The sequence below is a fragment of the Streptomyces sp. NPDC093984 genome (genome assembly GCF_044764595.1).
Lineage (GTDB): Bacteria > Actinomycetota > Actinomycetes > Streptomycetales > Streptomycetaceae > Streptomyces > Streptomyces cynarae.
The window spans coordinates 19,402-27,052 of sequence record NZ_JBIWIM010000032.1 but is presented as its reverse complement, the minus strand read 5'-3'; the positions used below and the strand labels follow the sequence as shown (position 1 = coordinate 27,052).

At 67.0% G+C, this 7,651-nt stretch carries 6 protein-coding genes and 1 pseudogene; 4 read left to right on the top strand and 3 right to left on the bottom strand.

Going from position 1 to position 7,651, the window contains the following annotated elements; all coding sequences use genetic code 11:
• Positions 1 to 112 precede the first annotated feature (112 nt).
• Complete coding sequence (locus ACIRC0_RS38710) at positions 113 to 892, top strand: transposase family protein (protein ID WP_403626515.1); 780 nt, start codon at positions 113 to 115, stop codon at positions 890 to 892.
• A gap of 120 nt (positions 893 to 1,012) precedes the next feature.
• On the opposite strand, the gene ACIRC0_RS38705 is transcribed toward ACIRC0_RS38710, so the two are convergent.
• Positions 1,013 to 1,564, bottom strand: coding sequence for an HAD domain-containing protein (locus ACIRC0_RS38705; protein ID WP_403626518.1), 552 nt, complete (start codon positions 1,562 to 1,564; stop codon positions 1,013 to 1,015).
• Positions 1,565 to 1,634: 70 nt separating this feature from the next.
• Between ACIRC0_RS38705 and ACIRC0_RS38700 the strand changes: the two are divergent.
• The 3 genes and pseudogenes from ACIRC0_RS38700 to ACIRC0_RS38690 form a co-directional block, all read left to right on the top strand.
• Positions 1,635 to 2,183 (top strand): annotated as a pseudogene (locus ACIRC0_RS38700) (transposase); the annotation flags it as partial.
• A 305-nt stretch (positions 2,184 to 2,488) separates the two neighbouring features.
• Positions 2,489 to 2,749, top strand: coding sequence for a transposase family protein (locus ACIRC0_RS38695; RefSeq protein WP_403626513.1), 261 nt, complete (start codon positions 2,489 to 2,491; stop codon positions 2,747 to 2,749).
• Between the two features lie 29 nt (positions 2,750 to 2,778).
• Complete coding sequence (locus ACIRC0_RS38690) at positions 2,779 to 3,030, top strand: transposase family protein (protein ID WP_403626510.1); 252 nt, start codon at positions 2,779 to 2,781, stop codon at positions 3,028 to 3,030.
• Between the two features lie 274 nt (positions 3,031 to 3,304).
• On the opposite strand, the gene ACIRC0_RS38685 is transcribed toward ACIRC0_RS38690, so the two are convergent.
• A complete protein-coding gene (locus ACIRC0_RS38685) occupies positions 3,305 to 6,724 on the bottom strand; it encodes a hypothetical protein (RefSeq protein WP_403626508.1) in 3,420 nt (1,139 codons plus the stop codon).
• The gene (locus ACIRC0_RS38680; protein ID WP_403626505.1) at positions 6,691 to 7,245 is read right to left on the bottom strand and encodes a hypothetical protein; all 555 of its coding nucleotides are present in this window, start codon (positions 7,243 to 7,245) and stop codon (positions 6,691 to 6,693) included. The genes ACIRC0_RS38685 and ACIRC0_RS38680 overlap by 34 nt, the downstream gene beginning before the upstream one ends.
• Positions 7,246 to 7,651: the final 406 nt, after the last annotated feature.

Genomic DNA, 7,651 nt, shown 5'->3' with positions numbered 1-7,651 from the left:
CGAACTGCAGACACTCCTCGCCACCTGGACCGGCGCCTGCCCCACCTGCCACCGCGACATACCCACACCCATACGAACCTGACCAAGCCCTACTAGGCCGCGGAAGCGGGCTGTGGGCGCGGGTGCGAAGCACCGGCTGGTGTTCGTCGACCGGCTCCTGGCCACGCTGGTGCATCTCTGTCATGCCGTCACTCATGACGTGCTGGCCTGTTGGTTCGGTGTGGATCGCTCCACCATCACCCGCGCCATTGGCGAGGTGCGGCCACTGCTCGCCGAGCGAGGGTGCACCATCAGCCCGGGAGTGCGGCTGCGGACACTGGTCGAGGTCGTCGACCACCTCGGAGCCAGCGGGAAGACCGGCGTCATCGACGGAACCGAGATCCGCGTCAGGCGCCCGGCCGCCGGCCGCAAGGACCGGGACAAGTTCATCTCTGGCAAGAGCAAGCAGAACGCGGTCAAGACCATGGTCGTTACGGACGGCGACGGCCGCGTCCTGTTCTGCAGCCCGGCTCAGCACGGCAGCTGCGCGGACATCACCCATGCACGCCAATTAGGACTGGTCAGGCTCCTGGAGGGCGGGCCCGCACTGGAGATCCTCGCGGATGCCGGCTACCAGGGGCTGGGCGCCCAGACCGGCGGACGCGTGGTGACGCCACCGCACCGCAAGTTCAAGAAGAACGCCCCGGACTGGTACGAGGAGATGCACGAGCGGCAACGCAAGGCCCACTCCTCGCGACGCATCCGCGTCGAGCACGGCATCGCGCATTTGAAGAACTGGCGGGCGCTGGCCCGCCACCGCCGCCACGAACGCATGAGCGACACCGTCCAAGCCATTGCCGCCCTGCTGTCCCACCAGCAGACCGCCGACCTGACTCCGGCACGAACAATGTGAAACGCCAAGCCCCCGCCGCGGCCCACGACACCTCACTGCCTACCGTGCACGAGCTTGTAAGGACTGTCCCGCAATGATCGTGCGGAGCGGCGTTGCAGGCGGCTGCCGACGGGTCGTGGGTCAGCGTAGGCTGATCGCCCATGCTGTGAGTGCGGCGAAGTCGTCGCTGGTAAGGCCGCATCGGGGGTCCACCCGGCGCAGTAGGGCGGGACCTCTGTGATGCTCGTCAACCCAGGCGCGATCCGCCTCGGTGATCTCGTCATCGATCCAGGCGAACGCCCGGCCTTGCGCCCACGCGACGATCTCTGGCGTCTTCCAGAACACGCCGTTCCCGGGCTCGGCCCGCGGCGAGGGCCATGCAATAAAGGGCAGCTCGGGCAATCCCAGGACTGGTGCGACGAAAGCGTTGGCTTCCTCCTCCCACGTGGTCGCCCACACCAGGTCGAAGGGGAGCGCGTCCAATGCCGGGCCGTGAGCCGGGTTGAGCCACACCCGCAATGGTTTCACCGGCTTGTTCGGCAGCCCCCACTCAGCCAGCCGGCGCCGCTCAGCCGCCTCCCAGCGGGGCGTCAAAAGCCGGTGCGTCTGATAACCCTCGGGTCGTCGATGCGGCTTCGCGGCATACGGATTCAGCGGCCCGTCCACATCCACCAATAGCACTGGGCGCACCAGCCCACCCCCTCCCCGTTCTGCATCGCACGGTACTCGCCGATGACGAGACCACCCAACAGCAGCTCGCCCCGGTGTCTCGAAGTCCGCAGCTGACCGGATCGTCGCCCGCACCAGCCCACTGCTCGCACTCAAGCCGCGGCAGCGATTCCGCAAGGGCACGGTGCTCATCGTGGACGGCACTCTGGTCCCTACTCGCGACCACAGCATCGCCGAGCAGTCGAAGAACTACAGGTACTCCACCAATCACCGGGTCGTCATCGACGCTGACACCCGGCTGGTCGTCGCGATCGGACAGCCTGTACCGGGCAACCGCAACGACTGCAAGGCATGGGACGAATCCGGTGCCAAGGCGGCCGTCGGGAAGGCGACGACAATCGCCGATGGCGGTTACCCGGGCACCGGCCTCGTGATCCCGCATCGACGTCCCGCCAACGGTGACCTATGCGACTGGAAGAAGGAGCACAACCGCTCCCATAAGCGTGTCCGAGCCCAGGTCGAGCACGTCTTCGCGCGGATGAAGACGTGGAAGATCCTGCGTGACTGCCGGCTCAAGGGGGATGGCGTCCACCACGCCATGCTCGGCGTCGCCCGCCTGCACAACCTCCTTCAGGCCGCGTAGACGGACCACCGCCCGGTTACCTAACGTGCCTCGGCACATCTGAAGATCGATTACGGGACAAGCCTTACGAACTCGTGCATGGTAGGCGGTGAGGTGTCGAGTTCTTGATCGTCGATCATGGTCGTGTGGTGGGGACGGCGTCTCGTGCAGTGATCATCAGCGATCGGAGGATCACGGGCCTGTCGGCTGACGTGATCGCTGAACTCGTCGCTGGGGTAGGGCCGTTGTGGCACGAGCGACACTAGGCCAAGCTCGCGTCTAGGCCGCGGAAGCGGGCCCTGGGCGCGGGTGCGAAGCATCGGCTGGTGTTCGTCGACCGGCTCCTGGCCACGCTGGTGCATCTGCGTCATGTCGTCACTCATGACGTGCTGGCCTGTTGGTTCGGTGTGGACCGCTCCACCATCACCCGCGCCGACGGCGAGGTGCGGCCACTGCTCGCCGAGCGAGGGTGCACCATCAGCCCGGGAGTGCGGCTGCGGACACTGGCCGAGATCGTCGACCAATTAGGGCTGGTCAGGCTCCTGGACGGCGGGCCCGCAGTGGAGATCCTCGCGGATGCCGGCTAGCATGGCTGGGCGCCCAGACCGGCGGACGCGTGGTGACGCCACCGCACCGCAAGTTCAAGAAGAACGCCCCGGACTGGTACGAGGACATACACGAGCGGCAACGCAAGGCCCACTCCTCGCGACGCATCCGCGTCGAGCACGGCATCGCGCACCTGAAGAACTGGCGGGCGCTGGCCCGCCACCTCGGCCGCCGCGAGCACATCAGCGACACCGTGCAAGCCGTCGCCGCCCTGCTGTCCCACCAGCAGACCGCCGACCTGACCCCGGCAGGGCAGATGTGAACGCTGAGCCCCCGCAGTCCTCGACATCTCACCGCCTACCGTGCACGAGCTCGTTAGGGGACCATGAGCCACGACGTCACGCCGCGAGGCCTGCCGGGAGCGGTAATGGCCCTGTACAGCCTCAGCTGTACAGGGCCGTTACCGCTGGGGCTTTACGTGTCGGGACCGAGCGAGGCCAGGTCGAAGGCGTTGCTGATGGCTTGGTATCCGTCGGGGGCGAGGTTGACGTGGTCGCCGGAGTCGAAGTCGAGGGGAGCGGCGTCGGCGTCGAGTTTCAGTGCTTGTGGGTCGGTGGTGCTGGACGGGTCTGGGATGGCGACGACTTGTTCGAGTCGGATTGGTCGGTGATCCAGGTGTTGGTGTTGATGCGGTTTTGGTCGACGGTGTCTGTGCAGGGGCTGTAGCCGTGGCAGGGGGTGAGGGTGGTGAAGATGACTTTGATGCCCCAGCCCCTGAGTTGTTGGCGTAGCAGTGTGAGGGTGTTGTCGATGTCGACGTCGTCGTGGCCTGCGACGATGTCCTCGAGGCCTTGGGTGACGACGACCGTGCGCGGGTTGGGGATGGACAGGACGTCGCGGTCGAGTCGGGTCAGGACGGCACGGCCGCCGGCGCCCTGGTCGATGCCGAGGTAGTTGTTCGCGATGCCGGAGTTGACAATGCCGTAGTTGGGGACTTGGGCGGTGTTGGTGCGCAGGCGGTAGGAGAGGTCGTTGTTGTAGCGGAGCGTGTTGTAGCCGGCGCTTGTGCCGGTTGTGCGGGTGTTGATGAGGCCGTCGCCGAGGACCGACACCGTCGGCCGGTGGTCCGTGGTGGTGATGTCGACGCCGGTGAGGATGTCGGAGAAGCGGCCGGTCACCGACCCCGTCGCGTTGAACGCAGTGTCGGCCGTGTCCCTGGTGTGGTCGCCGCTGCCGACCGGGCTGACGTAGCCGAGGGTGTCCGGGGACGCCCATGGGTGCATGACGAGGTAGCTGACCTGGTTGACCAGGTGCATGCTGGTCGTCAGCGAGGTGCCCGGGCTCATTTGCATCGGTATGGGGTCGCTGTAGATCTCGCCCCCTTCCGGGATGACCACCGAGGTGCTGCCGCCGACGGTCACGTCCACCGGTGTGGCCGTGACCGCCGCGCCGCTGCTGTACCGGGCGACGGTGATGTGGTCGAGGGTCAGCGGGTCGGCGCCCAGGGCGTTGGACGGCCGCAGTCGCACGGTGTCGCCGCCGGCGCTGGTCTGGGTCACGATCCGGAAGGTCTGGTTGCTGAAGGAGCCCATGGAGGAGAACTGGAAGCGCTCCTCGGTGGGTGCGCTCCATGTGCCCGTCCAAGTGGCGCCGTTGGGAGCGGTGGTGGTGTCGCGGACGGCCATGCCGAGGATGTGCATGCCGGGCACGTACTGGCGTGCAGCGTCGGCCGGATCGGGAAGCGTCACGGAGGTGAGAGCGGCGCCGGGCTTGAGGGGGACGGCGAAGGCGTAGATGTTGGTGTTGACAGTCTGGCGCGTGCTCGGGGTGTTGCGGTGCGGCAGGGTGACTGCGGCCAGGGTGCCCGAGCCGTTCACCCAGTCGGGCATGGTCAGGTAGTAGCCCTGCGTCGTGCCATCTCCGTAGGTGATGGATCCCCGTGGGGTGACGCAGTCCTCATACGTGCCGTTTCCCAGGCTGCAGCTGGTGGCGGAGGTGTTGGTGTTGTCGGGGACGACGGGACTGGTGGTGTCCGTGTCCTGGTGCTGGGAGCCGATGAGCCCGTGGGTGGAGAAGCCGAGGAAGACCAGGGCCTGGCCGCTGGTGCCGTTCATCTGGATGGTCTGGTTGGCGGCCATGACGTTGTCGCCGGCGGCGGCCCCGAAGTTGGGCAGGGTGAAGGTGGCCCCGTCGACGGTGACCTTGCCGCCGGGCTGCCATCCTGCTGCCTTGAAGTCCTGCAGCGAGAGCGTGGAGCCCACCCCGTCGGCGTCCGCGGTCATACGGTTGCTGTCGTCGGTCGTGGCGGTGTTGTTGAAGGCTGCCTGCAAGCTGGCGTAGGTCTTGCCGGGATGACCCAGTGCTGTGAACTCGTACTGCTGCTGGGAGGAGACGTTGCCGGCCGAGTCGACGGCATAGACGTAGAGCGTGTGGGTGCCGGGGGCCACTGGGGTCACGGTGATGGTCGCTGTGTTGTTACTCGCCGCCTCGGTCTGCGAGGCGGGTGTGTTCGAGGTGGGCGGTGCGGCGTCCAGGCCGTAGAGGAACTTGGATGCGTTGTTGCCGTTGGTGCCCGGGTTCACGGAAACGGTGAACTTGCCGGGGGTGCCGGCCGCGGTCACGCCGGGGAGGTCTTCCGGGTAGAGCTTGTCTTGTGTTGTGACGGTCGGCTGTGCGGGGCTGTGCAGGTCGACGGTGAAGTGGCAGGTGGCCGAGGTGGCGGAGGTGTCCTCGCCGTCGCTGGAGGTGACTTTCCAGCTCACCACGCTGCCGTCCGTGAGGCTGCTCATGAACGTTGAGGGCAGTTGTTTGGGCGCGTTGGCGCCGCTGGCGACGGTGGCGCTGGTCGTCGTGGTGGCCGAACCGCTGCCCACCCAGTAGGAGTACGTGGCGGCCAGGGCGTCCTTGTCGGCGTCGCTCACGGTGGCGTTGAGTGTCGGCGGTGTGGTGGCCAGGGTCTTGCCGACGATCGGGTAAGGGGTGGAGGTGCCGCACCCGAGCGAGGTCGAGCCGACCTTGGTGGCCAGGCCGCCGGGCTTGTTGGGCACGTGGTTGTACTCGATCGACAAGGAAGGGTTGGTGGCGAAGCGCTTGAAGTAGTTGCCGTCGCCGCTTCCTTCGTGACTGTTGACCAGGGCGAAGGTCCAGTTCGTCCAGTGCGCCGCGGCGCCCTTGGCGATGGTGGAGGTCACCAAGAAGCCGCCGGAGGGCTGACTGGAGCAGGCGGGACCGAAGTTCTTTGTGGCGACCTTGCTGGTCAGGGAGGGCCTGGTGTTCCAGGTGGTGGTGGAGCTGATCGCGCCGGACCAGTACAGGTAGATGTCCGAGGACAGGCTGCAGCTGGCGGAGTAGTTCTCCTTGACGTTCACCGTGGCCGACACGATGTGCGCGTCGTAGACGGACGAGGGTACGGCGAGCTGGAAGTAGGAGCGCTCCAGGCCGATGCAGCCCGACCAGCTGTTGTAACCGACGCCGGGGTCGCCGTACTGGGTGGAGTCGTAGTTCTTTGCCGTGGGACAGCCCGCTTGGGTTTCCACGAAGTGCTGCTTGCTGCCGGTGGCGTAGTGCGGGTTCCAGGTCGGGTCGATGAAGACCGGGTACCTGGTGTGCGCATCGCCGAGCAGCTTGGTGTCGGGGACAAGGGAGAGGGTCCGGCCGCGAAGCCGGTCTTGGACTCGGGCCACCCGGGCTTTGGGGGCTGGACCCTGCTCCGGGGTGGTGTGCTGGGCGCCGATGCCGCTGGAGTCCCACATCGCCGGTTGCGGGGCGCTGAAGAGCACCCGCCCGTCCCCGGCGGTGGCGGTGAGGTTGCCGTGGCCGTCGTCGGCGACCGTGACGTCCTTGGCGTCAGTGGTGAGGGCGAGCTTGGTGAGCGCGGGGTTGGCTGCGGCCTTGGCGTCTTTGACGACGAGGACTTCCGACCAGCCGCCCTGGGTGTCGGCGGTGACCTTCAGGTCGACGCCGGGCAGTACGCCCGGGTAGGTCAGGCTGGCGCCGGAGGCGCGCGGGGTGGGCAACGGCGTGGGCCAGGACAGGGCGCGAGGGAGGCCTTGTCCCGCGCCATGGTGGCCAGCGGGCTTGTACCGCCGCCGGAGAAGGTCAGCGGCTCGGCTGCGGCCTTGGGGCTGAACGTGCCATCGGCGTTGCGCTGAAGGGTGGCGTCCACCGGCACCCAGCGGTGGTCCTTGCGTACCCGCACCGGCAGCAGGCTCGAGTCGTAGGTCAGCGTGCCCGACGGGTTGGCCGTCGTGGTGGCGGTCTCGGTGGTCAGGGCGTCGACGCGCACCGGCTCGCCTGTTGTCGCGGCCTGCTTCTGGGCCGAGGTGAGCGCGGTCTGCTGTGCCGCCGTCAGTTCGCCGTCATCCGCGGGGCGCAGGGAGCCGGTCGGCTCCGGCTCCTGAGTCTGCTGCTTCGGCGCCGGGGTGAGCGCAGGCTGTCCGGCGGACACGTCGATGACGGAACCCGGGTTGGCGTCCGCGGCGGCCGGCACAGCGGGCGCGAGAGACAGCGATAGAGCGCTGACCGCGGCGGTGACCACTAGTCGGCCGCGTATTCGCTGTCTCTTTTTGGGTGCGCCATAAGCGGAAAGTCGGCGGAAGCGGTCGGACATCTGCCCCCCAAGTTGCGTCCGAAGTAAAAAGCGCCGATGGGCGCGAGGGAGGCTACCTGTCATCGCGTCAAGGCGACAACTGATGGCTGAAAACCGTCGTGTTCCCGATCCTCCGAGACGCGCGTGTGCTGTGTGCAACTTTGCCTCTGCGTACCCCAGTTGGGCGGGTTCTTGAACAATCGGCCCAGTTCATCGCCGAATCGATGCACTTCCTGGCGTTTCTTGGTTGTTCCTAGGGGAGTTCATGGGGATCTCTATGCTTGATCATTACTGTGAAGGGTCTGTGAAACACGATTTCCGCCTGATCGAATGTCCCTTCGGCAGCCGTACGGGA